Origin of the sequence: Paenibacillus sp. UNC496MF (genome assembly GCF_900113915.1) — a bacterium.
GTDB classification, from domain to species: Bacteria; Bacillota; Bacilli; order Paenibacillales; family Paenibacillaceae; genus Paenibacillus_Z; species Paenibacillus_Z artemisiicola.
Map to the genome: position 1 here is coordinate 32340 of NZ_FORE01000020.1, position 25070 is coordinate 57409.

A 25070-nucleotide genomic window follows, 5' to 3' on the forward strand; every position below is an offset into this window, starting at 1 on the left:
TGACAATGGCGAACGACGGACAGGGACGCGCCGACGGCGATTGACGACGGCGAACGACGGCAGCGCTCGTCGACGGCGAACGTCGGCAGCGCTCGTCGACGAACGGAGACCACGACGGCGCAAGACGAAGCGACCCTCCTCGGCGGGGAAGGTCTCGTTTGCGCGACACGTTCTGGCGGCATGTTTCGGCTTTACGATAAGACACCCCCGGCTCAGGCGAGCCGGGGGTTTCGTTTACGGCAGCGACTTCTGGCAGCGGCTGATACGGATGACGCTTTCGCCGGTTTCGGCGGGCGCCCGCAGCGTCAACCGAATCCGGTACAGCTGCTCGCCCCACGCCTCCCGCATCGCGGCGTCCTCCAGCGGCACGCGCTCCGCTTCGCCGGCGTACCGTTCGCCGTCATACGCGATCCGGATCCGGTTCCCGCGCTCGTCCTCCAGCACGAAGCTTCCGCCGCCCTCGCGCCGGGGAAGGCGAGGCGTCATCAGATGAAGCGCGATGCCGGCCGACGGCTGCCGCAGACGATACGCGTCCCGGATTTCCACGTACGGCGACCCGCCGCGGACAAGCGCGCACGTCCGCCTCCAGCCGACGATGCCGGCCGCGTCCGGGTAGGCGCCCGCAAGCTCCATCGCGATCGAAGCCGCCTCGTCATCCCGCTCGCAACGGACGTCGCCGGCCCGATACGCTCTTCCGTTCATCTGCTGAACGCCGTTCGCCAGCGGCACGTTGTGGTAGGCGGACTGCACGGCCCATTGGTCATAACGCTCGGCGAAAAACGATTTGGACGTATACGTCAAGACGCCGGGATCCACAAGCATCGGCGAGCCGTCGCAATAGACGATGAAGTGCCCGATATCGTTGTGGTTGTGGCTTTCGTCGTTATGTCCGCCCTTGGCGGCCAGATAGAGCCCTTCGGAGGATCCTTCCCGTTCCCGCGCCGCCATCCATTGAATGCCGTCCAGCCAAGCGTCCCGGACGCAAGGCGATTCGCCCGCGTACCGCTCGACCTCCGCGTAATGCAGAATCGCCGGCAGGAGGCGGAATAGGTTCGCGAACTCCGGCCGGGTCGCCTCCGCCCCCCGCATCCGCTGCGCTCGCGCGCCCAATTCGGCAAGCCGGGCGTCGCCGGTCCGACGCCCGTAGCGGTAGACCAGCTCCGCGGGAATCGCCACCCGGGGCGGACTGTCCGCGGCGTTGACGTAATACGCCTCGTCGATGAAGACCTTGTACAGGAAGGCGCCCATGCGCCTGATCAGCGGCTCCTCGCAGCCGTCGATCGCCCCCTCCGAGGCGCCGTGCAGCAATTCCAGGCAATCGAACAACGCCCCCGCGGCGTACAGCCAATATTTCGGCCCTTCCTCGCAGCCGCCGTCGGGATGCAGCCGTTCGAGGTAGCGGTCCAAGCTCCGCAGCGCCTTGGCGACCGCCGTTTCCCGCCGCGCGGGGTCCGCTTCCAGCAGCAGGACGGCCGCCAAGCAGTTGGAATGGCACCACGGGTTCCAATTGTTCAGCATCCGCTCATCGTGAAAGCCCATCCACCAAAAATCGTCCCGCTCCAAGTACGGGTCCAGGATCCGCTTCTTGACCTCCAGCTCGATGCGCTCGCCGATCATCCGGCTCGTTTCGTCCAAGACGGGCCTCAGCAGGTACAGCGTCCAGGCGAGCAGCGCCGCCGTCTCGGCCGCGAAGAGCTCGATCACGGGATCCGATACGTCCGGGAGCAGCTCCTGCCGTTTCATCATGTAGCCGTGCGCGGGAATCCCCCAGAACGTCTCTTCGCAGATGGACCAGATGCCATTGACGATCTCGTCGGCGAAGCGGCCCCGGTGTTCGATGCATTCCGCGATGACGAGCTCGGCCAGCGCATGCCTGCGCTCCCAGGATGCCCGGTCGTAGCGTTCGCGGTCCCCCGTCCGGCCGTAGGCCATGTACGCCGCGGCCGGCAGCGGCGCCCACCCTTCATGGAGCCGGCGCTCCCCTTTGCGCAGCCAAAAGGACTTCAGCGTCTCCGGGAGCGCCTCCCACGACTCCCGGTCCCCGATCGCGGGAAACGGCTTGTACCGGTCCTTCGGCAGCAGCAGCTTCCCAAGGTCTTCATTCGCATAGTGCTTCGCAAGCATCGCACGTCCTCCTTGTTCTCAGCCGCCGAAAGCATACGCCATCAGCACTTCGTGCGCGTACGTCCCGTCGTCCAGCTTCAGCGCGTTCCGCTCCAGCCCGTACGCGGCGAAGCCGAGCGACTCGTACAGCCGCTTCGCGGGCGCGTTCGCATCCACCACCGCCAGCTGCGCCAGCTCCAGTCCGGGCAATTCGCCGGCGCGGCGCAGCAGCTCCGCCATCAGCCCGCGGCCGATGCCGCGTCCCTGTGCCGCCGGATCGACGTACATCCCCCAGATCATGCCTTTATGGCGCATCTTCCGCGAAGTTTCCCGGCGAAAGCCGACGATCCCCGCGAGCTCGCCCGCTTCCGTGAACGCGCCCAGGATGAATTGGCCCGGATCCTCTTTGAACCGCGCCCGCACGTCCGCGAACGGCGTATCCTTCGCTTCCTCGTAGGCCGAGCCGAACGCCAGCGGATACCGCCGCAGCGCTTCGAGCCGCAAGCGCCAAAAGCTCGCCGCGTCCTCGACCGTCAGTCTTCTAATGTCCATCTCCCGATTCTCCTTCCTTTCCGAACCCGGACCGGCCGCGCGCTTGGGCGCGAAACCGGCGGGCCGGCGCGGCCGGACGGCGCCGGCGCGGCGCGATCGCCGCCGCGACGTCCCGTTCGGCGTTTCTTACCCTTTCGCCGGCCGCCGCCGATTCCCTCCCGCGCGGTTCGCCGCCGGCCGCCCAGCCATGCGCCTCGAGGCGGACAAAACGGCAATCGGCGTGCTCCGCGCCCGATCTTGTGGTAGAATCTTATGGTAAACCATAGGGAATTCCCGCGAGCCTTGGCGGCGACCGGCAGGATTTTTTCCACAACTGTCGAATACTGTCGTGATACCCAATCAATTCATAGGGGACAGAACCAGCAAGTTACTGCATAATGAGAAGGGTGCCAGACTATTTTTGACATGAAAAAGGGAGCACGTACCATGATCGTACATTACACAAAAGATATCGCCAGCGCCCTCGGCATTTTGAGCTCCGGCGAGCTTCAAATGACGCGACTCGGCGGCTTGGACGAATCGAACGACGCTTTGCGCCACTTGAACGACTTCAACCGCCTGCACTATACGCAGGATCTGATCGCCACCTTCAAGCAAGCGCTGAAACTGATGAACCAGACGCCGAACCTCGACCAGAAGCAATTCTTCACGCATACGTTCATGGCGGCGCAGCTCCGGAAGCTCGCGTACCAGAACGGCGTCTCGCTCGGCGGCTCCCTCGGCCGGCTCCTGAGCCAGAACAGCTTCATGGCCCGTTTCAGCGACGAGGAAGCGAGCGCTTTCGCCGATCCGTCGCGCGGGGAGATCGCCTTCGAATTCGAGGGCAATCCGCTGACGGCGCCGCGCGGCTTCCAGCTGCTGTTCAATAAAGTGCACTACACCGACTCCGAGAAACTGAAGAAGCTCGAGGCGGACAGCGGCGACGACATGGCGCAGTTCATGGACGGCGTCGCGCAGGAGAACGACTCCACGTTCGCGGACATCCTGGCCGCGTACATCGAGAAGCTGGAGAAGCAGCAGCTTAGCTACACCGGCATCATTCACGATCTGCTCGCCGCCCTGATGGAAGAGAACCGCGAGGGCGAGGGCGACTATACGCCGCTCGACCTGTACACGCTCGACGAGACGGTGCAGACGGTCAAATTCATCCACGACTTCATCGTCGAGGACTATACGACCAAGTTCCGCACGGAGACCGGCCAGAAGCCGCCGACCAAGCTCGAGATCAAGCAAATTCTGAAGCAGAACCCGGACATGATCCAGACGACCTGGATCGACATCCGCAGCGCCCTGATCGCGGACGACGCGTCCGAAGGAGAGCGCGAGGTGCGCGCGATCCTGCTGCCGCAGAACAAGAAGCAGTTCAACCAGCAGAAGAAATTCATTCCGGCCGGCTTCGAAGCGGACAAGCTCCGCCGGATCGTCATTTCCGCGAACGCCGCGCACAAAGACGAATGGAAATCGAAGCTCGAAGACGCGCTGTTCACGAACAAAATCGCGAACGTCGAGGTCGTCGCCCTGTAGGACGCGGCGCCGCCGAACGCGCGAAGAAGCGGCTTTCCCGTTGCGGGAATAGCCGCTTTTTGGCATAAACGCGGCCGCGATCGCGCATGCTACGCGTGATCCGGCTTTCCGCGCCCCGGGCGGGACCGGCCGTCAGGGCGGCGCCATCCTGGCCGGTCGGCCCGGGATTCCCGGTCCGGGCCGACCGCCGCTTCGTCCGCGCTTGCCGCGCCCCGAGCGCTTAAGGCCGGTTGCGGTACGCGGTCGGCGACATGCCCTGCAGCCGCGCGAACACCTTGCCGAAGTACGCCGCGTCCCCGAACCCGGCGCTGCTCGCGATGATCCGCACGGGCAGGCTCGTCCGGCTGAGCAGCAGCCGCGCCTTCTCCATCCGGTACCGCAGCAGGAATTCGTACGGCGCCGCGCCGGTCCGCGCATGGAACAGCTTCGTGAAATACGCGCGGTCCAGGCCGACGTGCCGGGCGATGAGCGAGATCGTCAGCTTGCTCTGGTAATGCTGCTCGATGAACTTCACCGCGCGGGCGACGTACGCCTCGCTTCCTTCCTGCCGGCGCGCCGGCGCCCGCGCTTCCCGGCGCTCCGCCAGGAAGGTGCCGAACAGCTGCAGCAGCAGCCCGGCCGCCGCCTCGGGCGCCGGCTGCGCGGCGGTCGGCGACTGCGGGCTGAATCCCGCCGCCCGCAGCAGCTCCGGAGCGAGCTTCCCGCCGATGCCGACCCAATAATACGTCCACGGCTCCGTCTCGCTCGCCCGGTACGACGCCGGCCGGTTCGGGAACATGCAGAAGCAGTCGCCCGCCTGCAGCGCGTACTCGCAGCCGTCGGTCTTGAACGTCCCCTTCCCCGATACGACGAAATGGATCAAGTAATGGTCGCGCATCGTCGGACCGTATTGATGGCCCGGCTGGCAGCGCTCGCGCCCGCAATAATAGAGCCGTGCGTCCAGCTCCAGCCGCCCCGTCATGAAATGCTCCTCAAACCGCTTGTCCGGCGGCGCCTCTTCGCTGCGCGGCATCAGGCCCCTCCCCTCTCATCGCGCCGATCGTCTCCCGTCGAGCAACCATAGCCGTCACATCGAACACCGCCTTGCGCGTTGCATCGAACGACAATTGCACGTTGCATAGAGCCACTCCCTGCGCGTCGCTCCAATCTTGGCAGCACACAAATCAACCCGTTTGCAACCCCGGCATTCGGCCGATAACTCCATTTAAGACACAAACGAACGAATTTGCAACACATTTCGCACCTGTATGCCGCCCCCTCTCCGGCGCTATAGTTAAAGCAATGAAAGGACGAGGAGAGGATACCCCCTATGCATACCTTAACGGCAGGCTTGTACGAATACCGGCTGGACAGCGAGGCTTCCCCGTTCCGCGCCAGCCTGCGGATCGAACGCGAAGATGATGGCATCGACATCGTCCGTCTGCTGATCGAAGCCGACGAACCGCAGGTCCCGCCCCCCTTTGCGCTCTCGTGGCATGTCCCGATCATCGACGCGCAGGGCATGTGGCATCCCACGGCCAATTTCAACAAAGGCCTGCGGGCCGACTGGGCGCAGCCCTTCGATTCGAAATCGACGTATTCCGCGCCCGTCGTCAGCCTCTACGCCGCTTCGGGCCGCAACCGGATGACGTTCGCGTTCTCCGACGCGCTGAACGCGATCAAATTCGACGCGGGCGTCAACGAGGAAACGGCCCGGTTCCGCTGCCTCGTCGCCTTGTTCGACACGCCGACGACGCCGCTGTCCCGCTACGAGGCCGAGCTGCGCGTCGACGCCCGGGACGTTCCGTATTACGAGGCGCTCGCCGGCGTCAGCCGCTGGTGGGAGACATATCCGGCCTATGCGCCCGCGCCGGTGCCGGCGGCGGCGCTCGAGCCGATGTATTCGACTTGGTACAGCTTCCATCAGCAGCTGACGCCGGAGGGGATCGAACGCCAGTGCGAGCTGTCCCGCGCGATCGGCTGCGATTCCGTCATCGTCGACGACGGCTGGCAAACGGCGGACAACGCCCGCGGCTACGCGTACTGCGGCGACTGGAACGCCTGCGCGGAGAAGATCCCCGACATGAAGGCGCACGTCGCCCGCGTCCACGCGCTCGGCATGCGTTACCTGCTCTGGTACTCCGTGCCGTTCGTCGGCATTCGCAGCGGGGTATGGAACCGCTTCGCGCACAAGCTGCTGGATTACATCGAACGCCTGAATACGGGCGTGCTCGATCCGCGCTACCCGGAGGTGCGGGAATATTTGATCGGCACGTACGAGCGCGCGCTGCTCGAATGGGACCTCGACGGGTTCAAGCTCGATTTCGTCGACGTGTTCCGCCAGCCGGCCGCCGAGCGCGGGGACGCCGACCCGGGCCGCGACATGGACTCCGTGGCGCAAGCCGTCGACGTCCTGCTAAGCGGCGTCATCGACCGGCTGCGCGCGATCAAGCCGGACGTCATGATCGAGTTCCGCCAAGCTTACATCAGCCCGCTCATGCGCAAATACGGCAACATGTTCCGCGCCGGGGACGTGCCGAACGACGCGCTGCAAAACCGCGCGCACACGATCGACGTCCGGCTGCTCTGCGGCCATACGGCCGCGCACTCGGACATGATCATGTGGCATCCGGACGAGCCGGCGGAATCCGCGGCGCTGCAGCTGCTCAACATCCTGTTCGCCGTGCCGCAAATCTCGGTCCGGCTGGACGCGCTGCCGCGGCGGCACCGGGACATGGTCGCCTTCTGGCTCCGGTTCTGGCGCGAGCACCGGGACACGCTCATGGGCGGAGATCTGGCGCCGCATCATCCCGAGCTCAACTATCCGCTCGTGACGGCGCGCGGCGCGCGCGAGTTCATCGCCGCCGCCTACCACGACACGGTCGTCGGGCTGCCCGGCGGACGGGCTGAAACGATTATCCTCGTCAACGGCACGCGCGGCGGACGCTTGGTCGCGGAAGCGGCGGAGGAGATCGGCCCGCGTTCCGTCCGCGTCCTGGATTGCTGCGGCGTGGAAATCGATACGTACGCGCTGGACGGGCTGAAGGGGCTCCGGGCGTTCGACGTGCCCGCTTCGGGCCTCGTCATCCTGCAAGCGTAAGGCGCCGAAGCCGCGGCGGGACGCCGATTGCGAGCGCAATGATTGACCGCATGAACGATTCGCAGCCCTAACCGTTAACCGCGCAAAGGCTGCCCGGCGCGAGCGCCGCATGTATGCGCCTGAACGGCTCCTGCTCCGACGACCTTAGCCCGAATAGCCCGAAGTCGCCGGCGATCCGCCGCCTTGCGCGAATGCTCGGCCGGCCGTGCGGTCCCCATGCGCAAGAATCCCGAAGCCGGATCGTACGAACCGGTCAAGTCCCTTACAGCGGACAGCGAAATACGCCTTATGCAAAATGCTGTTTCCGGCAGCCTGCCGGGGGCAGCTTTTTCGATTTCGGGCGCAGCCGGCTCGCGATGGCAAGACAATAATCTGCTATACTAAAAATATACATTTTTAATTATAAAAGGGAGGCTGCCCATGGAACACCATAAAGAGGCGAATCATTTATCCGATATTCGTATGTTATTGGAGGGAATGAAAGGACATAATTTTGGATTGCCGGATTGCATAACGTTTATTTTGGAACGCCTAGGGGCGCATGAAGAGCTTGATTTTTGGACGATTGCCGCGATTACCGGCGATACCGTCGCGCAGGTTTACAATCATCATTCGACTACCGGCTGTGATTATTGCGTGTCGGGGTATTTGGCGGGGCCCGAACATATCGCGCATGTATTCGACGCGCTCGGTTATCGCCATGAATACGTTAAAGCCGGGCAGATCATCGCCGATCGGAGTGTTTATCTGCGGAGAATAGTAGCATCCATCAACAAGGGCGTCCCGATTCTCGTCAAATCCAATCTTAACGATATCCCGGCATGGGAATCCGACGCGGGGACGTACATGCTGATTGTCGGATACGAAAACGGCGGAAAAACGTTGAAATTGCTATTACATGACACCGTTACCATCGACTATGAAATGAATGATGGGAATACGTTGGATTTGATTTTCGTCGGCGACAAACAACGCGAGGTTTCGCTTCAGGAAATCTATCTGAAGGTCATGAAGAACATGCCGCATTGGCTAACCCTGCCGGAACGAGACGGGATGTTTTTTGGCGCTGCGGCGTACCGTGAATGGGCCGACGACATTGAAGCCGGTCGATTCGAGGATGAAAGCCTTGGATTATGGGAGAACTACGGCGTTTATGTCTGTAACCTTGCCACGAGCGGAGGCGAGCCTACCTACATCTTCGGAAAGCTCGCGGAGATCGATCCCGCCTATTCGGAGTGGGGGCTTTTAGGCCAAAAAATACAAGAGCTGCTGCCCGCCGAAACGCCGTCGGGCGGAAAAAGCCGATTGTGGATTAAATTGGAAGAGTTGGGCGGCGGGATGAATATGAACGATGTTAAAGCTACGATGCGCGATAAAGAAAAACGTTCCAAAGTCGCCGCCGCTCTCCGCGATTACGCGAAACGGCTCGATCAAGCGCTTGAATTATTGGAAGAAGCCTTGCGTCGATTATAAGTAACGGTGCGCGTTGTTTGCATGTGGCTGGAAAGCGGCGGTAGTTGCGGCAAGAGAAGCGCGCCGCCACCGCTTGCTGCATTGCCGCTCCTGAACGTACGCCGTTTGAGGTAAAGGCTACGCTCGGCCGTCATTCGCTCGCGGCCGGCCGGTCAATGATAATCCCGGTACTCCTGCGGCGTGCAGCCGACCAGCTTCTTGAACAAGTACGTGAAATACGCGGACGTCTGGATGCCGACCCGGTCCGCCACCTCGTACACCTTGATGCCGGGGTCCTTCAGCAGCTCGCGCGCCCGCTGGATGCGGGTTTCCTGGACGAACTCGGAAATCGTCTTGCCCATCTCGCGCTTGAACAGGACGCTGAGGTAGCTCGCGTTCAGGCTGAACGCCTCCGCCAGCTGCTTGACCGTCCAGTTCTCCTGCAGCCGCTCCTCGATGAAGTCCGCGACCCGCCGGACGAGGTTATGCTGCTGGTTCTGGCGCTCCTTCTTCTCGACCGTCATGTACCGGTCCACGTAATCGACCAGCAGCAGAATGATCTGCCCCGTGCTGCCGCAGTCGAGCATCCGCCGCCACATGAGGATGTTCATCTCGCCGTCCGCGTCGTCCTTCCACTTCAGGTTCCGGATCAGCTCGCTTAGGAAGCTCATGCCGAACGCCTGAACGTACGAGAAGGACGCCGGCTCCTGGGCCAGCAGCGCGTCGAGGATCCGGTTCATATACGCCCCGACCTTGCCGGAGTCTCCCGATTCCATCAGCTTCAGGATCGTCGGCATGAATTCCTCGCGGAGCCGGAAATCCCGGAATTCGCTGCGGTCCGCGTAATCGTGCCGGACGATCTGCCCGTCCGCGACGAGCCGCGCCTTCGCCATCATGAACTTGATCTCCTTGTAATGCAGCGGCACGTCCTCCCACCGGCTGCCCGCCCGGCCGCAGCCGACGGTCGCCGTGGCGCCGTACTGCTCGAGCAGCATGCCCTGGACGAACGGCAGCCGCTTCTCGGTCCGCGCCCGTGCCTCCGGCGTCTGCCCGAAGAGCAGGACGGCGATCTCGTCCGGCGTGAGCTGCGCGAGGAACATCGGCTCGGCGCCGTCGCCCGACAAGCCGACCTCGACCGTCTGCTTGAAGCCGCTCGCGAGCAGGATCCGGTCCTTCGCGTCCTTGCCCGACGACAGAAAGTGATCCAGCCCGAACACGACGAGCTGGAAGCCGCGCGCGACGTCCGGCAGCGCCATGAGGCCGTTCCAGGAGGCGAGCATCTCGTCCGTCTGCGGAATTTCCGCGATCAGGTCGTTCACGAACCGCTCCTTCACGAGCTTCAGGCTCTCGGACACCTTCTTCTCCAGCTCGCTCGTCTGGTCGACGAGGCTGCGCATCTTCTCGAGCGTCTCGCGGAAGCCCGCGAGCCGGCCCGACACCTCGTCCATCTTCAGCGGCTTGAGCACGTACGCCTGCGCGCCGACGTGGATCGCGTCCTGGACGAACTCGAATTCGTTGTAGCCGCTGATCATCAGCACCTGCAGATGCGGATGCAGCCGCTTCGCCTCCGCCACCAGCTCGATGCCGTTCATGCCGGGCATCGAGACGTCGGAGATGAGCACGTCGAAGGCCGACGCGCGCATCGCGTCCAGCGCCTCCTCGGCCGATTCCATCGTCGCCGGCTTGTCGTACCCGAGCCCCCGCCAATCGACGTAGCGGACCAAGCCTTGGATGTTGGACGGCTCGTCGTCCACGATAAGCACCTTGAGCATCTATGCTTCCCTCCTGATCGCCGGCTCTTCGGCGCTGGCCGGGAACGAGACGGACGCGTGCGTCCACGCGCCCGCCTCGCTCTCGATCGTCAGCGCCGCTCCGCTGCCGAAGTACAGCGCGAGCCGTTCTTTGATGTTGGGCGTGCCGAACCCGCCGCCCTTGCCGACATGGGCGCCCCGCTCGATTTCCCGGAGCACGGACGCGGGAATGCCTTGGCCGTTGTCGAAGACGGACATCCGGATCGTCTCCCCGTCCCGGACGACCGCGATGCGGATGACGGCGTCCGGCCGCCGCGTGATCGCGCCGTGCAGGTAGCAGTTCTCCACGATCGGCTGCAGGACGGTCTTGATCGTGTAGCAGTCCAGCGCCTCGTCGTCGATGTCCCATTCGACGCGCACCTTGTCCGGATACCGGAACTGGCAGATGTCCAGATACGCCCGCACGTGCTCGAGCTCGTCCCGGATGCGGATGACGCCGATCCGGTTATTCAGCGTAATCCGATAGAACGTCGTCAGCGCGTCGATGATCCGGATCTGCTCCTGATCGTCCGCGTCCATCGCGCGCCAGCGCAGCAGGCCGAGGGAATTGTAGATGAAGTGCGGATTGATCTGCGCCTGCAGCGCCTTGAACGCCTGCTCCTTCTCCGCGAGGCTCGATTTCGTGATGTCCTCGACCAGCTTGCCGAGCCGCTCGGACATGAAGTTGAAGCGGTTCTCGAGCTCGCCGAGCTCGTCGTTCTCGCTATAGCGGACCGCCGCTTCGAATTCCCCGCGCGACAGGTCGCCCATGCGCGTCCCGAGCTTGCGGATCCGCCGGACGATGTTGCGGACGATCGTCGTCATCAAGGATAGCGACAGCAGCAGGAAGAACGTGATGATGCCGACGATCAGAATGAGGATCATCCGGTTCTGGTTGTCGAGATGCTTCGTGCGCATGAGCGCCACGAGCGTCCAATGCGAGGACAGCGGCTGAGTCATGAGCATGTCCTTCGTGCCGGTCAAGTCGAGCGTGCCGGCGTCCGGCCCCGTGTTGGACGAAGACGAGGCCGCACCCGGCGCTTCGAGCGCATCGGACCCGGCGGCCGCGCCAAGCCCTTCGAGCGCATCGGAGCCTGCGGCCGATCCGGCCGCCCCGGCCGCCGGCCAATCCTTCATGTGCAAGCGCTTGCCGATTTCCGCGCGGTTCGTCGCCGCCAGGATGCGCCGGTTGTCGTCCACGATATAGAGGCTGCCGTCGTTGAACGGATGGTCCAGGAGCTCGCCGAAGACGGCGTCGTAATTGAGCAAAACGTACACCATCCCGAGGAGCTCGCCCGAGTTGTCGATGATCTTGCGCGTCAGGACGCTCTGGTTCGGCTTGCCCGGCACGCTGCTCCAGAACAGCGGATTCGGCGAGCGCTTCGCCCGCTCGTACCAGGCCCGCTCGTCCATGCCGGCCAGCTGCCGCCCCGCTTCCGGCCGCCAGAGCAGCTGACCGTCCTCCACCAGCGTCCCGTTCGTATGATAGATGCGGAAATCCGCGATCCCGGGCAAATATTTGCTCGTGATCAGGAACGTCCGGTCCACGTAATTGACCGTGTCCACGTTCTCGGACATGTCCGCGTAGTCGCGCCCGAGCCGGGCGATGAGCTCGCCGTCGGTCGCCGTCCGGACCGCCAGCAGGTCATAGCTCTTCTTGCTGAAATCGACGATTTGCGCCGTCTGCTGCACCGCTTCCTCCGCCGTGCTCACGTAGCTGTGGTGAAAGCTGCGGATGACCAGATAGACGGCCCCGCTGCTCAGCACGAGCGTCGGCAGCAGCAGAATCAGCACGTAGAGCACGACGATCTTGCCGCGGAGGCTCAGGCTGCGGGTGAAGCCCAGTATCCATTTGTCGAGTCCCAATCGCAGTCGCAAGGCTCCCTCCCCTTTCTCCACGGAGTATAGCACACGTTCGCGCCGCGGTTAACCGGTGGCCTCCCCCTGCCGCGCGTCCCCGCCGCAATCGTGCCGAAAGGGAAGCCGTCTTCGCGACGGCTCCCCTTTCATGAAGCAAAATCCATGCTTATGCGGTTGTTGCCCCGCCGGCACCTTCAAGCCGGCGCCATGCGGCGCGGGCGTCAGCCCTTGGCCCCGGCCGTCTGCTCCTGCAGCGTCGCGTTCCACTCCTGCTTGAGCTCGCTCCAGTGGGCGCGCTTCTCGAGCGCGGACTGGAAATCGGACCACGCCGCTTCGAACGCCTTGTCGTCCTTGGCCATGAGCAGCTTCGCCTTGTACTCCTTGCGGACGTTCTCGAGCTCGGGCAAATATTTCTCCCACAGGCCGCCCGGCTTCGCCTTCACCATGTCGTACGGCTCCGCGACGCGGACGCCGCCCATCTTGCCGATCGCCTGCGTGAAGTCGATCGTCTTCTGCCGGCCCTTCGGCTCGGTCAGGGCGTAGTTCCACCACGGGTACCATTCGTTGCTGTAGGACGAGATGGCGTACAGAGCCGGGTTCGTGCTCGCGATCTTCGCCGCGTCGCCCGAATCGTGCAGCTTCTGGTAGTTCACGTCCGTGAATTTCCACAGACCGAGCGGCTTATCCACCCAATCCCAGAATACGCCGGCCGGCCCTTCGTTCGCGACTTGCTGCTGCTCCGGCTTCGGCGTCAGCATGTAGTCGACGAACTTCAGAATCGCGCCCAAGTTTTTCGTATTCTTGCTGATGTACAGGTCATTGCCCGGGTACGGGTTGACGATCTGGTTCGAGCCGATCTTGCCGACGCCCGGTACCTGAGGATACGGGATCGTGTCGATGTACCACGCCGGCTCCGTCGGTCCGTCCAGGATCTCCCAAATGTGCGCGTCCATGTTGAAGAATCCGCCGACGTTCATCGCGATGCGGCCGGACTTCGTTTTCTCCTTGTAGCGCTCCGCCTTGTCCGTGATCGCCTCGGCGTCGATCAGGCCTTCGCGGTACATCTTGTTCATCCATTGGTAGGCGGCCTTGTACTGCGGATTGTCATAGATGAATTCGTAGCTGCCGTCGTCCTTCTTCTCCACCGGGATGACGCCGCCGGCGGTCGCGGTCGACACGCCGAACGTGCTCAGGATGACGTTCTCGTCGTTCGCGTCCGAGAGGAAGCTGAGCGGGATGAGCGCCTTGCCCGACGCGTCCTTCTGCTTGGCCGCGGCGCGCAGGAAATTCTCGATGCCGTCGATCGTCTTCAGGTCGTCCATCGTCATGCCGGTCTTGTCGAGCACGTCCTTCCGCACGAACCAGCCCGCCGATGCCCAGCCCGGCCATGGATCGGACGGATTCTGGTCGAACCAGGTCGGGATCGACCAGATATGGCCGTCCTTGTCCTTCATCGCGTCCAGGTACAGCTTCGGAATGGATGCAAGGCCCGGGTACTTATCCGGCATGTCGAAGTACGGCTCGACCGGCATGATGCTGCCCGAGCGGATCATCGAGGAATTGACGATGTCGCTTCGGCCGAACAGAGCCGCGTCGTCGAAGCCGCCGGTGTTCAGCTTCAGGTTGAGCGCCGTCATGGCGTCGCCCTGCGTCGACTCCAGCTGGACGTCGATGCCCGGCTCGTGCTCCCGCCAATACTTCTGGACCATGCTGTCGTTGTTGATCGTCGCGGTCCAGCCGAGCCATAATTTGAACGCTTTGGAATCGCCCGCGTCCGGAGCCGCGCCCGCCGTCTGGTTCGCGTTCGCGCCGCCGTTCCGGCCGGCCGGCGCGTTGTCCGCCGCGTTGCCGCCGGCGTTGCCGCCGCTCGAGCACGCCGTCAGGCCGAGCACGAGCGCCGTCAGGGCGGCCGCCATACTCTTTCTTCCCATAAGCCTTGTCATGCGCTGCTTTCCCCTTTCTGTCTCTCCATTATATATGGTGTTTCCGTACACCCGCTCGAAATATGGATCGAATTACCAGCCTATACCGTTGATTCGAGCCGTCATGCTCGAGCCGCTATGCTCGAGCCGCTCCGCGGCCGCTTACCCTTTGACGGAACCGATCAGCACGCCCTTGACGAAATAACGCTGCAGGAACGGATAGACGCACAGGATCGGAATCGCGCTGACCATGACCGTCGCCATCTTGACGGACATGAGCGTCACGTTGGCGAGGCTCGAGCCCCGGGCGATCGCTTCCACGTTGTTGTTGGAGCCGAGCACCGCCGAGATGTCCTGCGCGGAGAGCAGCTGCTGCAGGAACGTCTGTACGGGGATCAAGCTCTGGTTCGAGACGAAGAACGCGCCGGCGAACCAGTCGTTCCAGTGCATGACGCCCGTGAACAGGCCGAGCGCCGCGAGCATCGGCTTCGAGAGCGGCAGCACGATCGACCAGAGCACCCGGAACGGATGCGCGCCGTCCATTTCGGCCGATTCGATCAGCGCCTCCGGGATCCCCTGGATGAACTTCAGCATGACGAACATGTTCCAGGCCGAGAACGCGCTCGGCACGATGTACACCCAGAACGAATTCAGGAGCGAGAGGTCGTGCAGCTGAATGTAGAACGGAATGAGGCCGCCGCTGAACAGCATCGTCACGAGCACGTAGCCGAGCAGCGTGCCCCGCAGCGGCAGGCTCCGGTAGGACAGGCCGAACGCCGCGAGCAGCGTGACGAGCAGGCCGACGACCGTGCCGGCGATCGTCCGGGCGATCGTGATCCAGTAGGCGTGCCGGATGATCTGGTTGCCGAGCACGATCCGGAAGTTGTCGAGCGTGAATTGGCGCGGCCACAGGTAGACGCCGCCCTTGGCCGCGTCGCTCCCCACGTTCAGGGAGATGGCCAGCATATACAGGAACGGATAGATGACCGAGAAGCACAGGAGTGACAGGAGCACCGCGATGACGAGCTGCCCCGCTTTGTCGCTTGCCGAACGTTTCATGCGTTACCAGAGCCCCTCCCCGTTGAATTTGCGCGACAGCTGATTCGTGACGAGCACGAGGATCAGGCTGATGACCGAGGAGAGCAGGCCGACGGCCGTGGCCATGCCGAAGTAGCCCTGCTGCAGCCCGCTTCGCAAAATGTACGTGTCGAGCACGTCCGCGACCGGCTGGTTGGCCGGGTTCATGAGCGGGTAAATCTGGTCCATGCCGACCGCGATCAGGCTCGGCATGCTGAGGATGAGCACGATGGCGATCGTGGGCATGATGCCGGGAAGCGTAATATGCCGGATCTGCGCAAGCCTGCCCGCGCCTTCGACCTTCGCCGCCTCGTACAGCTGCGGGTCGATCGTCGTGATCGCCGCGAGGTACAGGATCGTGTTCCAGCCGACTTCCTTCCAGAGACCGCTCGCCACGATGATCGGACGGAACCATTCCGTCGAGCCGAGGAAGAAGATCGGATCGGATCCGGTCTTGGCGACGAATTGGTTGACGAGGCCGCCGTCCAGCGTCAGCAGCGACTGCAGGATGTACGCGACGACGATCCAGGAGAAGAAGTGCGGGAGATAGCTGACGGACTGCACGAACCGCTTGAACCCGCTGTGCCGCACCTCGTTGATGAGCAGCGCGAGAATAATCGGCGCCGGGAAGCCGAAAATGAACTTCAGCAGCGCGATGATGATCGTGTTCTTGACGACGATCCAGAATTGGTCGTCCTTCAGGAACGAGAAATTTTCCAGCCCCACCCACGGGGCGTTCCAGATCGTGTAGCCGATGTGGAAATTTTTGAACGCGACTTGGATCCCGGCCATCGGGATGTAGCTGAACAGGAACAACAGCACGACGGCCGGCGCGATCATGACGTACTGGGCGCGGTATTTTGCCAGTCTTTCGAGCATGGGATCACCTCTGTACGCTCATTATACGGACAGGGCGAAGGCCGAGGTAGAACACAACGGTTGGATTTCTATCGCAATGATTAGCGATTTGGGCGGAGAACGAGGGGCGTTTTTGAAAACGTTTTTTCATGGAGGCTGGCAGCGGCGCGCAAACGAGGCGGCAACGGAAAAAGAGCCTCCGGAACGCGGGGTTCGCGGAAGGCTCTCGGGGGCTCGTCTTATTGAGGGATGGCGATGGGCTCGTCGAGCCGAAGGAAGGTCGACACCGTAAGCGCGAGCAGCAGGGCATGGACGACGAACCGCGGCATGTACAACAGCGGCCGCTTCTTCCGCACCCGTTTTCGAGGACGAAGCAGACGCCGAGCCTGCTCCCCCGTGCGTTTATTTCATTTTCAGATGAATGCCGTGCAGCAGCCGAATGATTTCGGCCATCCCCCGAAGAAACGCGCCCGCCGCCGCAAACGCGCAGAGCGACACGAAGGATCCGGTCGCCGCGTCTTTCCACCACGGCAAGACGAACAACAGCAACCCGATGCCGAACGCCGTCCATGCTGCGAAAATCAATAATGAAGCCACTCTATTTTCCTTCTTATCGCTGTAATCCATCTCGTACTGCTTGAGATCCGACTTCAAACCCGACACTCCTTATCGCTTCGTTCGTCATTAACCGGCCATGCACGGGCGCCGCTTGCCGCCAATATCAAAGCTCCATCGCATGCCCGTACCGGTCCAGGAACGCTTCCTTCTCCTTGTAATCCGGCATGATGCTCCCGACCCGCCTCCAGAACGACCGGTCGTGATTCATATGCAGCAGATGGCAGAGCTCGTGGATAATGACGTAATCGATCACCTCGACCGGCGCCATGGCCAGGCGGTAATTGAAGGTCAGCTGCTTATTCGAGCTGCAGCTTCCCCACTTGGTGATGGACTCCACGATCTCGATGGACTTCGGCGTTACCCGCAGCTGCTTCTGATACCCTTGAATCCGTTCCAGCACGACCTTCTTGCAACTGGCCATATAAAACTTCTTCAACCGCAGCCGGAGCTCTTCCTCGCTCAGACCCTCCGTATCGATCAGCTCGTTCAGCTTATAGTAGCGGCCGAGATGCAGAAATTTCCCTTGTTCGCCCTCGTATTCCCGCACCCGCGGCGCCGAACGCGCCCGTTCGATGGCGTCCAGCCGCGCCGCGAGCTGCGCGCCATGCTGCCTCACCGCCCGCGCGATCTCGTCTTCGCTTGCCCCGTTCGGGGCCTTCACCGTAACGAGGCCGTTCGGATCGACTCGGACGGCAAGCTTATTTCGCGCCCCGTAGGCCACGTGAACGTCAATGACGCGGTGCTCCAGTTCGATTTTCATGCTCGTCATCATTTCTTTCCGGGATAATGTCGCGCCGCGCGCGTGCTTCAATTTTAACGCGCGCCGCAGGGGGCGTCCAGCCGGGCAAGCCCGGATAAGCCGCGGAGAATCCGGCGACTTCGGGAATAGACCCGATCGGGCTTGCCCAAACTGGAGGCATTGGGGTATATAGAAGAAGAAGGAAGTCAAAAACGAGGAGGCTATTCATGGGAAAAGTCGTTCATTTCGAGGTGCATGTCGATGACATGGAGCGTGCCAAGAAGTTTTATGGCGATGTGTTTGGCTGGACGTTCGAAGATTGGAGCAGTTACGCCGGCATGCCCTACTTCGGAGCGGTGACGGGCGACGCCGAAGCGATGGGCATCAACGGCGCGTTGATGCAGCGCATGGGACCGCCGCCGGCGCCGGGACAGGCCGTGAACGGCTTCGCGTGCACGATGGGCGTCGGCGACTACGACGCGACGGAAGCGAAGATTCTGGCGCTCGGCGGCACGGTCGCGCTGCCGAAGTACGCCCTGCCCGGCATGGCGTGGCAAGGCTACTACATCGACACCGAGGGCAACATCATCGGCATTCACCAGCCGGACGAGAACGCGAAATAACTGTGCGGATGCAAAAGCCAAAAAGCTCGACCTATACGGGTCGGGCTTTTTGCTTCTCCGGGTTATTCCGGACATCGGTAAACAGTTCCCGCGATTATTTCCGGTACAGCGGATAGTCGACGCGCATCGGCAGTTCGATGACGACGAGCCGCAGCGGCGCGCCGCCCGTCGGCCGGACGACCGCGCGGCCGCCTTCGGGCGCGTCGATCACGCTGAAGTCCCTGCCGCGGAACGGCACCGTGCCGCCCTCCGTCTCCCAGGCGCCGTCGCCGCGGACCGCGAGCGCCGCCCACGAATAGCCGGCGGGAATGTCCTGCGCGAACGCCGCGCCCGGCTCGACCGCGACGTCCCACATCTTCGCGTCGGTCACGAGCCGGATCGGAGAGCCTTCTCCGAGCACGGTCTTCGCGCTGACGCCCGGCGCCGGCGACGCGGCGGGGAAATCCTCGTGCCGGTAATCGGCGTACGTCGGCTCCCGCAGCACCGCGGCGTTCAAATCCGGCTCGAGCCAGATCTGGAACGCTTCGGCGTCCGGTCCGATCGACCGTTCCCGGTGCGAGACGCCGGAGCCGGTCTGCATGACCTGCGCGCCCCCAGCGCCGACGATGCTCTCCGTGCCCAGCGTGTCGCCGTGGATCAATCTGCCGTGCAGAACGTACGACATGATCTCGAAGCCTTGATGCGGATGCAGCCCGACGCCGCCCTCCGTCTTCGTATATCCCCAGCCCCAATAGAACAGCGGCCCGACGCGGCGGACGACGGAATCCTGATGCGGGAAGCCGATCGGCTTCTGCACGACGATGCTGCCGCCGTCGAACAGCTCCTTGACCTGCTGCTCCGGCGGATAAATGCCGATTTTCATGCGTTCCTCATTCCTTTCCGTTCACGATTCGGAGGCTATCTCCGCTTCACTTAGCTCCTATTCATAGAAATCCTATACGTAGGATATATTTATCCTAACACTAGGATATCAGCCTGTCAATGAACGGATCGGAGCTTGCTAGCTTGCTTGATGGCTCGCTTGCCTGCTTGACCCGCAAGCGCCGCGCGCCAAAAAAAACGACAACATGCGAAACCGTCGCCGGCTTCCCCGTCGTTGATTAGAGTAGATCGCCCTCATGAACGGAAGGAGTTGAAGCATCCATGAAAATCCGCGCCGCGATTACGGCCGCGTTCGGTCTCGGCTTCGTGCTGTCGGCCTGCATGGCCGTCCATTGGCTCCGCGTCGACAAGGATCATCCCGCGATCAGCGGGCTGATGTGCCTCGCGATCATCTTCTTCGGGCTCGCGCTCGTGAACGGGCTGGCTTACCTCTCGATCCGGCTGCGCGGCCGGACGCATCGCACGTAGCGTCCGGCGTATCGCCCGGCGCCGCTTCGCGCAAAGAAAAACAGCCTTCCGGGAACGCGGCGCGTTTCCGAAAGGCTGTTTGAACTTCCGCCCGATGATTCGATGCGGGCGACGGGAACGCCGTGCCGCTTAGACCTCTTCCAAGCCGTCCAAAATCTCTTGCAGGCTCAGCTCGGCGCACGCCATCGACGTGTCCGCCGCGCCGTAGTACATCCGGACCCGGTCGCCGTCCACGAGGGCGCCGCAGGAGAAGACGACTCCGCCGAAGAAGCCGTTCGCTTCGTAGTCCGCATCCGGCTCCATGATCGGCTTCACCGAACGGGCGAGCACCTTCGACGGATCGTTGATGTCCAGCAGCACCGCGCCCATGCAGTAGCGATGGTCCTTCGTCGCGCCGTGGTACAGCTCCAGCCAGCCGCGCTCCGTGCGGAACGGCACCGCGCCGCCGCCGATGCGGCCGCTGTCCCACATGCCTTCGCGCAGGCCGATGAGATGCTTGTGGTTGCCCCAGTAGAGCAGGTTGTCCGACTCGGCGATCCACATCTCCGGACGGCCGCAGCTCTTCGTCGTCGGCCGGTGCAGCGCGTAATACTTGCCGTTGATCCGTTCCGGGAAGATCAGCACGTCCTTGTTGTCGGGGCCGAAAATCATCCCGTGATGCGTCGTCGTCACGAAATCCTTCGTCGAGACGAGCGACTCGCCGATGCCGACCGGCGACACCGCGGAGAAGTAGATGTAGTACGTATCCCCGATCTGCGTGATGCGCGGATCCTCGATGCCGAACGTCTCGAGCGACTGCGACGGATACACGAACGGCTTCTCGTCGATCGTGAAGGCATGGCCGTCCTTGCTGCGCGCGATGCGCAGGTACGACAGCGACGTCAAGTATTGGAAGGCCGGGGCGTTCTCCTTCAAGATAATGACGCGCGGGTCCGACAGGTCGTAGCGCTCGTCGTCCTTGCGGATCGGAACGAGATCGAGGCCCCCGGTCTCCACATTGTAGACCGGCGCCAGCACGACCTCGGGGTCGGGGCTGATCGGACGCTCGGCAATGCGAAGCAGCATGATGACTTCGCCGTTATACTCCGCGATGCCGGCGTTGAACGCGCCGATGACTTCGAAATCGTCCCGGTGCGGCTTCACGTCCGCCGGCGTGACCAGCGGATTTTGTTCATAGCGGTAAATATTCATGGCGTATAACTCCTCTGTATGGCTCTATTTATCGTAGACAGTACGGTTCTCTCGCTTAAAGAGCTTAAAGAAAGGTTAAGAGGGCCGAACGCGCGGCTCGGCCCGGCGCGGGCGCGCGGCCGCCCGTTAGCGGCCCCGGAACGGATCGTCGATGACGATCCGCTGCGCGTCCGCGTCGCTGATGCCCGCGTACAGCACGGCGCTGCCGTCCCCGCGGCGGACGAGCCCGCCGCTGAACACGACGTCCTGCAGATCCGGCCGCTTGGCCGGCCCCGGCAGGAACCGGCTGCGCTCGGCGATCAGCTTCATCGGCGCGAACGTCCGGTCGGCCGGGTCGAATTCGAATGCCATCGGATAATAATGGCGATCGCCCGCGTCGTCGAAGCAGGCCACGTGGCCCAGCACGCCGACGCGTCCGTCCTTCAGCAGATGCGCCTCGTTGGCGCCGCCCCATTCGCCCTCGGCGAACTGGCCTTCGAGCAGGGGCGCGTCGTCGATGACCGCGATCGACAAGTCGCTCAGGGCATTCACGCGCGTAAAGCCGATCTTGCCGCGTCCGCCCTTCTCGCCCTGCGGCCGGGTGAACACGCCGATCGCGCCGTCCGCGAGCTCGACGAGCCGCAGGTCCTTCATGCCGTCCGGCCCTCGGAAGAACGGCTTCAGGCTGCGGATGTCCGCGCCCCGGTAGAACACGGTGCGCCACATGAGCGCGCCTTCGTTCGCCGGATGCGGATAAATCTCCACGCCGCCGACGATAAGCTCCCCGCCGATCCGCGCATGGAACGGATCCTGCAGCGTCAATACCGGCGCGTCCGCGACCGGCAGCCACTCGCCGCCGCGCTCCGCGAAGAACACGACCTCGGAATGTTCGCTGTCGCGCGATTCCACGCGGCCCGGAATGACCGATACGCCCTGATCCTCGAACGGCGCCGCGATATTGTATACGTCCTTGCCGGCGAAGCCGCCGAAGCGGATCCGCTCCGCGCCTTCGGCCCGGGCGCCGGACGCCCGGTACGCCCCGACCAGTTCCCCGCACGCTTGCGGCTCTCCTCGAAATCCTGTTGTCATCGTTCTCTCTCCCCACTCCGCCTGGCGTTTATTTCAGGTTGAACTGCATGCCTTCTTTGAATTTCTTGCTGAAAATGATGAACATGATGATAATCGGCAGCGTCAGCACCGTCGACGCGGCGTACAGCGGACCCGGATAGGAGCCGTACGGGCCGAACATTTGCGACAGCAGGACGTTCAGCGTCAGCATGGAGTCGCTCTTGACCGCGATCATGTCCCACAGCAGCTCCGTCCACCGCTCCATGAGCAGGAACAGGAAGATGACGGTCGTGATCGACCTCGACATCGGCAGCATGATGCGGTACATGATTTTCAGATCGCTCGCGCCGTCCAGCCGGGCCGCTTCGATGAACACCTGCGGCACCGCCTTGAAGAAGTTCGTGTACATGAAGATCGCCCACAGGCTGACCGCCTTCGGCAGGATCAAGCCCAGGTACGTGTCGTACAAGCCGACGCGCTGGATGATCAGGAACGTCGGAATCAGCAGGATGATCGCCGGGAAAAACATATGGAACAGCACGAAATTGTCGATCGCCTTGCGGCCGAAGAAATTCAGCTTCGCCAGCGCGTAGGCGACCATGACGCCGAACAGCATCATAAGCACCGTCGAGCAGAGCGACACGATCACGCTGTTCATGAACGCGTGGAACCACGGGCGCGTGACGCCGGTTTCGCCGCCGTGCAGCAGCCAGTCGTACGACCGGGTCGTGAATTTCGTCGGAATGAGCGTCTTGTCGATTTGCGTCCAATCCGCGAACGAATTGAGCACCATGTACAGGTACGGATAAACCATGATGAGCAGAAGCACGATGGCGAGCGCGTAACGGACGGCCCGCCTTGCGCCGCTGTGCCGTTTAGACCCAACCATTGCGTTTCCCCCAAACTTCCAGTAATTTGCGGATCACGTAGATGGAAATGAACGTCGCGATCGAAGCCAGCAGCGCGACCGCCGAAGCGTAGCCGCTTTGCAGGTTCGAGAACGCCTGCTTGAAAATCTCCATCTGCCACGTGTTCGTGGCGTTGCCCGGTCCGCCGCCGGTCAACTGGTACACCTCGGTGAAGATCCCGAACGTCACGCCGAACGCCAGTATGAGCGTCGTGTAGAGCGACGGGTAGAGCAGCGGCAGCGTAATGCGCCAGAACCGCTGGCTGTCCTTGACGCCGTCGATGGCGGCCGCCTCGTACACTTCCTTGTCGATGCTCTCGAGGCCGGACGTGATGATGAGCGCGTAATAGCCCGTGAACTTCCACGCCAGGATGAGGCCGACGATCATAAGCGCCGTGAATGGCGTGCCGAGCCAGTCGATGTCGAGGCCGAGGCCCCGCAGCGCGGTATTGACCGGGCTCGTGTACGACAGCAGGCCCTTGACGATCAGCGCCGAGACGACGCCCGAGCTCAGGTACGGCAGGAAGAAGCCGATCAGGAACAAGCCCTTGAACCGCGACAAGCCGTGGACGAGCACGGCGACGCCGACGGCGAGCGCCGTCACGATCGGCACGAAGATGAGCATGAACCGGTACGTATTCCAGAACGCCGCGTGAACGCTAGGCGACCGGAGCGCATCCGTGAAGTTGCTGATGCCTTTGAAGTTGAATACCGGCTTGATCAGGTTCCAGTCCGTGAAGGAGAGGAAGAACGTCCAGATCAGCGGGATGAAGAAAAAGACGATGGAATAGATCAGATAAGGGCTGGTGAAGAGCCAGCCCAATCTGTTGTTTCGTTGGTCCATGATGGGATCCCCCTTATTTCAGGGCTTTCTCGAGCGCAGCCTTCATCGCTGCCCATCCTTCCGCAGGGGCGATTTCGCCTTTGACGACCTTGTTGAACGCTTCGGATCCGATGATCGTCTGCAGGTCGTTGTACTTGGCGTTGTCCATCGGCGGGATGGCGTTCGGCACGTTCTCCGCATAAGGCTTCAGCTGCGGGCTCGCGTCGAGAATCGGCTTGAAAGCTTCGTTCGTGGACAGGTCGTCGCGCGCCGGCGGGAGGTTCGTGTCCTTGAACCATTTCGCGTCGTTCGCGGCATCGCTATACACCCATTTCATGAAGCCGACCGCGGCTTCCTGCTGCGCTTTCGTCGCGGACGCGTAGACGACGAGGCCTTTCGTGTCGGCGAACGTTTTGCTTTGGGCCGGGTCGACGCCGTCCGGAACCGGCGGCATGCTCAGCGTGTACGTGTCGTTGTACTTCAGGTTCGGATACTTCTGCGCCCATGTCGTGAACGTCCAAGGGCCTACGTCCGTGAAGATGCCGACGCCGTTCTCGAACGGATCCGTCACCTGGCGAGCCAGGAGGCCCTTCTCCTTGCGGAGGTTATCGACGAAGGTCAGCACTTGCTCGCCGGCTTTCTGATCGCCCGTGAAGGAGCTGCCTTCAATGAACTTGTTGCCGTTCGACGCCGCGTCGTACAGCATGTAGAAGTCGAACCAGCGCTTCCAGGCCGTCGGATCCGCGAGGTCCGGTTTCGCCCACAGGTATTTCTTGTCGCCGTATTTGGCTTTCAGCTTCTTCGTCACTTCGAGCACTTCGCCGTACGTCTTCGGAGGCGCGTCATAGCCGAGCTCCTTCAGCGTATCGAGGCGCCAACCGAACAGCATCGCGTTGGAGTAGATCGGCAGCACGTATTGATGGCCGTCCGCGAACTTCCACGGCTCGATCGTCTTCGACATGTCGCGGCTCGCGATGACGTCGGAGAAGCCGGCGATCGTATCGAGCGGCACGAGCGCTTGGCTGTCCGCCAGCTGCGCCGCGAAGCCGCGGTTGATGTTCTCGGACATCGTCGGCGCGCTCTTCGCCGCGATCGCCGCTTGAATGCCCGCTTCGGACGTCGGCGATTCCTTCATCGCGCTGACGTTGATTTTTACTTTATCGTTGACCGCTTGGTAGGCTTTCGCCATCTCGGTCCAATAAGCTTGCTGCGTCGGGTTCGGCGCCGCCCAAAACTCGATCGTCGTGACCCCGCCCGCATTGGCGTTGTTGCCGGCTGTGTTGCCTGCCGTGTTGCCGCTGTTGTTCGTCGTACCTTGGCCCGTCGAGCAAGCCGACAGCAGTACGGCTGAAAGCGCAACCACCGATAGTGCCGAAGTTTTCTTTTTCATTTTACGTGCCCCTCCATGCTGTGATTGTAATGAAGATTAAACAAAATCATGCGATTTGTAACCTGACAAGCAACGTGAGAACGCTTTTATTATGCTCTTAGTCATCAACTTAGTCAAGTGACAAATTTTAATGTAACCGGTTAATAGATTTTGTGGTAATGTTAA

At 62.5% G+C, this 25070-nt stretch carries 21 protein-coding genes; 5 read left to right on the forward strand and 16 right to left on the reverse strand.

All coding sequences use genetic code 11. The features are described from left to right. Positions 1–234 precede the first annotated feature (234 nt). On the reverse strand, positions 235–2124 hold the full coding sequence (locus tag BMZ79_RS29980; protein ID WP_090647927.1) for a heparinase II/III domain-containing protein: 1890 nt from the start codon (positions 2122–2124) through the stop codon (positions 235–237). An 18-nt stretch (positions 2125–2142) separates the two neighbouring features. Then, positions 2143–2655: a GNAT family N-acetyltransferase gene (locus tag BMZ79_RS29985; RefSeq protein WP_090647930.1), complete on the reverse strand. Its 513-nt coding sequence runs from the start codon at positions 2653–2655 to the stop codon at positions 2143–2145. Positions 2656–3081: 426 nt separating this feature from the next. Between BMZ79_RS29985 and BMZ79_RS29990 the strand changes: the two genes are divergently transcribed. Continuing rightward, positions 3082–4179 carry a hypothetical protein gene (locus tag BMZ79_RS29990; RefSeq protein ID WP_090647933.1) on the forward strand — a complete coding sequence of 366 codons (1098 nt, stop codon included), beginning with the start codon at positions 3082–3084 and terminating at the stop codon, positions 4177–4179. A gap of 220 nt (positions 4180–4399) precedes the next feature. On the opposite strand, the gene BMZ79_RS29995 is transcribed toward BMZ79_RS29990, so the two are convergent. Further along, positions 4400–5191 carry an AraC family transcriptional regulator gene (locus tag BMZ79_RS29995; protein WP_090647936.1) on the reverse strand — a complete coding sequence of 264 codons (792 nt, stop codon included), beginning with the start codon at positions 5189–5191 and terminating at the stop codon, positions 4400–4402. A gap of 297 nt (positions 5192–5488) precedes the next feature. On the opposite strand from BMZ79_RS29995, the gene BMZ79_RS30000 reads away from it, so the two are divergent. Continuing rightward, positions 5489–7258 (forward strand): glycoside hydrolase family 36 protein, encoded by a 1770-nt coding sequence (locus BMZ79_RS30000; RefSeq protein ID WP_090647938.1) that lies wholly within the window; start codon positions 5489–5491, stop codon positions 7256–7258. Positions 7259–7678: 420 nt separating this feature from the next. Then, positions 7679–8731: a hypothetical protein gene (locus BMZ79_RS30005; protein ID WP_090647941.1), complete on the forward strand. Its 1053-nt coding sequence runs from the start codon at positions 7679–7681 to the stop codon at positions 8729–8731. 152 nt (positions 8732–8883) lie between these two features. Here the strand turns inward: BMZ79_RS30005 and BMZ79_RS30010 are convergent, their stop codons facing one another. From BMZ79_RS30010 to BMZ79_RS30040, 7 genes are all read right to left on the reverse strand, one after another. Further along, positions 8884–10482 carry a response regulator transcription factor gene (locus tag BMZ79_RS30010; protein ID WP_090647943.1) on the reverse strand — a complete coding sequence of 533 codons (1599 nt, stop codon included), beginning with the start codon at positions 10480–10482 and terminating at the stop codon, positions 8884–8886. Beyond that, entirely contained in the window at positions 10483–12378 is a 1896-nt protein-coding gene (locus BMZ79_RS30015; RefSeq protein ID WP_256253239.1) for a cache domain-containing sensor histidine kinase, read from the reverse strand. 203 nt (positions 12379–12581) lie between these two features. Further along, on the reverse strand, positions 12582–14291 hold the full coding sequence (locus BMZ79_RS30020) for a type 2 periplasmic-binding domain-containing protein (protein WP_256253240.1): 1710 nt from the start codon (positions 14289–14291) through the stop codon (positions 12582–12584). Positions 14292–14444: 153 nt separating this feature from the next. Next, complete coding sequence (locus BMZ79_RS30025) at positions 14445–15341, reverse strand: carbohydrate ABC transporter permease (RefSeq protein WP_090647947.1); 897 nt, start codon at positions 15339–15341, stop codon at positions 14445–14447. A gap of 3 nt (positions 15342–15344) precedes the next feature. After that, entirely contained in the window at positions 15345–16238 is an 894-nt protein-coding gene (locus BMZ79_RS30030) for an ABC transporter permease (protein ID WP_090647950.1), read from the reverse strand. Between the two features lie 381 nt (positions 16239–16619). Beyond that, positions 16620–16871, reverse strand: coding sequence for a hypothetical protein (locus tag BMZ79_RS30035; RefSeq protein WP_090647952.1), 252 nt, complete (start codon positions 16869–16871; stop codon positions 16620–16622). A gap of 67 nt (positions 16872–16938) precedes the next feature. After that, the gene (locus BMZ79_RS30040) at positions 16939–17595 is read right to left on the reverse strand and encodes a M48 family metallopeptidase (RefSeq protein ID WP_090648260.1); all 657 of its coding nucleotides are present in this window, start codon (positions 17593–17595) and stop codon (positions 16939–16941) included. A 206-nt stretch (positions 17596–17801) separates the two neighbouring features. Here BMZ79_RS30040 and BMZ79_RS30045 point away from each other — a divergent pair, with 206 nt between their 5' ends. Continuing rightward, the gene (locus BMZ79_RS30045; RefSeq protein WP_090647955.1) at positions 17802–18197 is read left to right on the forward strand and encodes a VOC family protein; all 396 of its coding nucleotides are present in this window, start codon (positions 17802–17804) and stop codon (positions 18195–18197) included. 94 nt (positions 18198–18291) lie between these two features. On the opposite strand, the gene BMZ79_RS30050 is transcribed toward BMZ79_RS30045, so the two are convergent. Next, the gene (locus tag BMZ79_RS30050; protein ID WP_090647957.1) at positions 18292–19059 is read right to left on the reverse strand and encodes a pirin family protein; all 768 of its coding nucleotides are present in this window, start codon (positions 19057–19059) and stop codon (positions 18292–18294) included. A 281-nt stretch (positions 19060–19340) separates the two neighbouring features. Here BMZ79_RS30050 and BMZ79_RS30055 point away from each other — a divergent pair, with 281 nt between their 5' ends. Then, positions 19341–19547 (forward strand): hypothetical protein, encoded by a 207-nt coding sequence (locus BMZ79_RS30055; RefSeq protein WP_090647959.1) that lies wholly within the window; start codon positions 19341–19343, stop codon positions 19545–19547. A gap of 129 nt (positions 19548–19676) precedes the next feature. Here the strand turns inward: BMZ79_RS30055 and BMZ79_RS30060 are convergent, their stop codons facing one another. From BMZ79_RS30060 to BMZ79_RS30080, 5 genes are all read right to left on the reverse strand, one after another. After that, entirely contained in the window at positions 19677–20738 is a 1062-nt protein-coding gene (locus BMZ79_RS30060; protein ID WP_090647960.1) for a BtaManbiosPhlase, read from the reverse strand. Positions 20739–20864: 126 nt separating this feature from the next. Further along, positions 20865–21806 (reverse strand): MTP-1 family protein, encoded by a 942-nt coding sequence (locus BMZ79_RS30065; RefSeq protein WP_090647963.1) that lies wholly within the window; start codon positions 21804–21806, stop codon positions 20865–20867. Between the two features lie 28 nt (positions 21807–21834). Beyond that, positions 21835–22674: a carbohydrate ABC transporter permease gene (locus tag BMZ79_RS30070; RefSeq protein ID WP_090647965.1), complete on the reverse strand. Its 840-nt coding sequence runs from the start codon at positions 22672–22674 to the stop codon at positions 21835–21837. Next, on the reverse strand, positions 22661–23536 hold the full coding sequence (locus BMZ79_RS30075; RefSeq protein WP_090647968.1) for a carbohydrate ABC transporter permease: 876 nt from the start codon (positions 23534–23536) through the stop codon (positions 22661–22663). Before BMZ79_RS30075 ends, BMZ79_RS30070 begins: the two co-directional genes overlap by 14 nt. 13 nt (positions 23537–23549) lie before the next feature. Next, on the reverse strand, positions 23550–24905 hold the full coding sequence (locus tag BMZ79_RS30080; protein WP_090647970.1) for an ABC transporter substrate-binding protein: 1356 nt from the start codon (positions 24903–24905) through the stop codon (positions 23550–23552). Positions 24906–25070: the final 165 nt, after the last annotated feature.

Excerpts from the sequence above, each read along its gene's own strand:
- BMZ79_RS30050 (WP_090647957.1), bottom strand. The coding sequence starts at position 19,059 with ATGAAAATCGGCATTTATCCGCCGGAGCAGCAGGTCAAGGAGCTGTTC.
- BMZ79_RS30065 (WP_090647963.1), bottom strand. The coding sequence starts at position 21,806 with ATGACAACAGGATTTCGAGGAGAGCCGCAAGCGTGCGGGGAACTGGTC.
- BMZ79_RS30055 (WP_090647959.1), top strand. The coding sequence starts at position 19,341 with ATGAAAATCCGCGCCGCGATTACGGCCGCGTTCGGTCTCGGCTTCGTG.
- BMZ79_RS30020 (WP_256253240.1), bottom strand. The coding sequence starts at position 14,291 with ATGGGAAGAAAGAGTATGGCGGCCGCCCTGACGGCGCTCGTGCTCGGC.
- BMZ79_RS29985 (WP_090647930.1), bottom strand. The coding sequence starts at position 2,655 with ATGGACATTAGAAGACTGACGGTCGAGGACGCGGCGAGCTTTTGGCGC.
- BMZ79_RS30060 (WP_090647960.1), bottom strand. The coding sequence starts at position 20,738 with ATGAATATTTACCGCTATGAACAAAATCCGCTGGTCACGCCGGCGGAC.
- BMZ79_RS30045 (WP_090647955.1), top strand. The coding sequence starts at position 17,802 with ATGGGAAAAGTCGTTCATTTCGAGGTGCATGTCGATGACATGGAGCGT.
- BMZ79_RS30025 (WP_090647947.1), bottom strand. The coding sequence starts at position 15,341 with ATGAAACGTTCGGCAAGCGACAAAGCGGGGCAGCTCGTCATCGCGGTG.
- BMZ79_RS30005 (WP_090647941.1), top strand. The coding sequence starts at position 7,679 with ATGGAACACCATAAAGAGGCGAATCATTTATCCGATATTCGTATGTTA.
- BMZ79_RS29980 (WP_090647927.1), bottom strand. The coding sequence starts at position 2,124 with ATGCTTGCGAAGCACTATGCGAATGAAGACCTTGGGAAGCTGCTGCTG.
- BMZ79_RS30070 (WP_090647965.1), bottom strand. The coding sequence starts at position 22,674 with ATGGTTGGGTCTAAACGGCACAGCGGCGCAAGGCGGGCCGTCCGTTAC.
- BMZ79_RS30010 (WP_090647943.1), bottom strand. The coding sequence starts at position 10,482 with ATGCTCAAGGTGCTTATCGTGGACGACGAGCCGTCCAACATCCAAGGC.
- BMZ79_RS30000 (WP_090647938.1), top strand. The coding sequence starts at position 5,489 with ATGCATACCTTAACGGCAGGCTTGTACGAATACCGGCTGGACAGCGAG.
- BMZ79_RS29995 (WP_090647936.1), bottom strand. The coding sequence starts at position 5,191 with ATGCCGCGCAGCGAAGAGGCGCCGCCGGACAAGCGGTTTGAGGAGCAT.
- BMZ79_RS30040 (WP_090648260.1), bottom strand. The coding sequence starts at position 17,595 with ATGAAAATCGAACTGGAGCACCGCGTCATTGACGTTCACGTGGCCTAC.
- BMZ79_RS30080 (WP_090647970.1), bottom strand. The coding sequence starts at position 24,905 with ATGAAAAAGAAAACTTCGGCACTATCGGTGGTTGCGCTTTCAGCCGTA.
- BMZ79_RS30030 (WP_090647950.1), bottom strand. The coding sequence starts at position 16,238 with ATGCTCGAAAGACTGGCAAAATACCGCGCCCAGTACGTCATGATCGCG.
- BMZ79_RS29990 (WP_090647933.1), top strand. The coding sequence starts at position 3,082 with ATGATCGTACATTACACAAAAGATATCGCCAGCGCCCTCGGCATTTTG.
- BMZ79_RS30075 (WP_090647968.1), bottom strand. The coding sequence starts at position 23,536 with ATGGACCAACGAAACAACAGATTGGGCTGGCTCTTCACCAGCCCTTAT.